Source organism: Gordonibacter pamelaeae 7-10-1-b, from assembly GCF_000210055.1.
Lineage (GTDB): Bacteria > Actinomycetota > Coriobacteriia > Coriobacteriales > Eggerthellaceae > Gordonibacter > Gordonibacter pamelaeae.
Window position 1 is genome coordinate 227,448 of record NC_021021.1, and the last position, 1,569, is coordinate 229,016.

1 protein-coding gene is annotated in these 1,569 nt (G+C 69.9%); it reads right to left on the reverse strand.

What is annotated here, in order from left to right:
- Nucleotides 1–1,569 (reverse strand): biosynthetic-type acetolactate synthase large subunit (gene ilvB / locus GPA_RS01010; protein WP_083808811.1); only part of this gene is annotated, 1,569 nt, incomplete at both ends.

A 1,569-nucleotide genomic window follows, 5' to 3' on the forward strand; every position in this document is an offset into this window, starting at 1 on the left:
GATGGCCACGTCCAGCAGGTAGGGCCCCTCGGCGGCCAGCATGGCGGCCAGCGCGGCGTCCAGCGCGTCGGGGCTCTCCACGCGCGCGGCCTGCCAGCCGTACGCGTCGGCCAGCTTCACGAAATCGGGGTTGGCGTCGAGGAGCGTCGAGGAGTACCGTTCGCCGTAGAACAGGTGCTGCCACTGGTGCACCATGCCGAGGCACCGGTTGTCCATCACGAGCACCTTCACCGGCACGCGGTGGATGCCCGCCGTAGCCATCTCCTGGCTGTTCATCTGGAACGACCCGTCGCCGGCCACGCACACCACCGTCTTGTCCGGGCACCCGATGGCCGCCCCGATGGACGCCGGGAAGCCGAAGCCCATGGTGCCGAGGCCGCCCGACGAGATGAACGAGCGCGGGCATTCGCGCGCGATGTGCTGGGCGGCCCACATCTGGTGCTGCCCCACCTCGGTCACGACGATGCTGTGCTCGGGGTCGAGCGCGTCGGAGAGCTTCTCCATGACCACCTCGGGCACGATCTCGCCGGGCGCGTCGCCCACGTTCGGGTGGTAGAACGGGTGGCGGCGGCGCCACTCGGCGATCTGGGCCACCCACGCCGCCGTCTCGGGGCTCGCGCCCTCCTTGGAGAGCTGGGCCACGATACCTCCGAGCACGCCCTTCAAGTCGCCCACGATGGGGATCTGCGCCTCGCGCACCTTGCCGATCTCGGCGGGGTCGATGTCGATGTGGATGACCTCGGCCTTCGGCGCGAACTCGTCGAGCCGGCCCGTGACGCGGTCGGAGAAGCGCGCGCCCGCCGCGATGATGAGGTCGCTCTCGGTCATGGCGAGGTTCGCGTACTTCGAGCCGTGCATCCCCACGGGCCCCAGGTTGAGCTCGTGCGACGCGGGGAAAGCGCCCTTGCCCATGAGCGTGGTGACCACCGGTATCTGCATGAGCTCGGCCAGCGCGCGCAGCTCGTCGGACGCGCCGGAGGACACCACGCCGCCGCCCACGTAGAGCACGGGGCGCTCGGCGCGGCGGATGCGGGCCACCGCCTGCTTCACCTGCTTGGCGTTGCCGCGGTAGGTGGGCTTGTAGGAGGGCAGGTTCACCTCGTCGGGGTACTCGAACACCAGCTCCTCGCTGGCCAGGTCGCTCGGCACGTCGATGAGCACGGGGCCGGGGCGGCCGGTCTTGGCGATGTGGAACGCCTCGCGGAACGTAGCCGTAAGCTCGTCGGTGGATTGCAGCAGGTAGCTATGTTTCACCACCGGCATGGTGATGCCCACGATGTCGGACTCCTGGAACGAGTCGGTGCCGATGACGCCGCGCGGCACCTGGCCGGTGATGACCACGAGCGGCACGCTGTCCATGTAGGCCGTCGCGATGCCGGTGACGGTGTTCGTGGCGCCCGGGCCGCTCGTGACGATGGCCACGCCCACGTTGCCCGTGGCGCGCGCGTAGCCGTCGGCCTCGTGCACCGCGCCCTGCTCGTGGCGCGAGAGCACGTGCTTGATCTGCGTGGAGTCGAAGAGCGCGTCGTAAATCTTGATGGCCTGGCCGCCCGGGTAGCCGAACCGAGG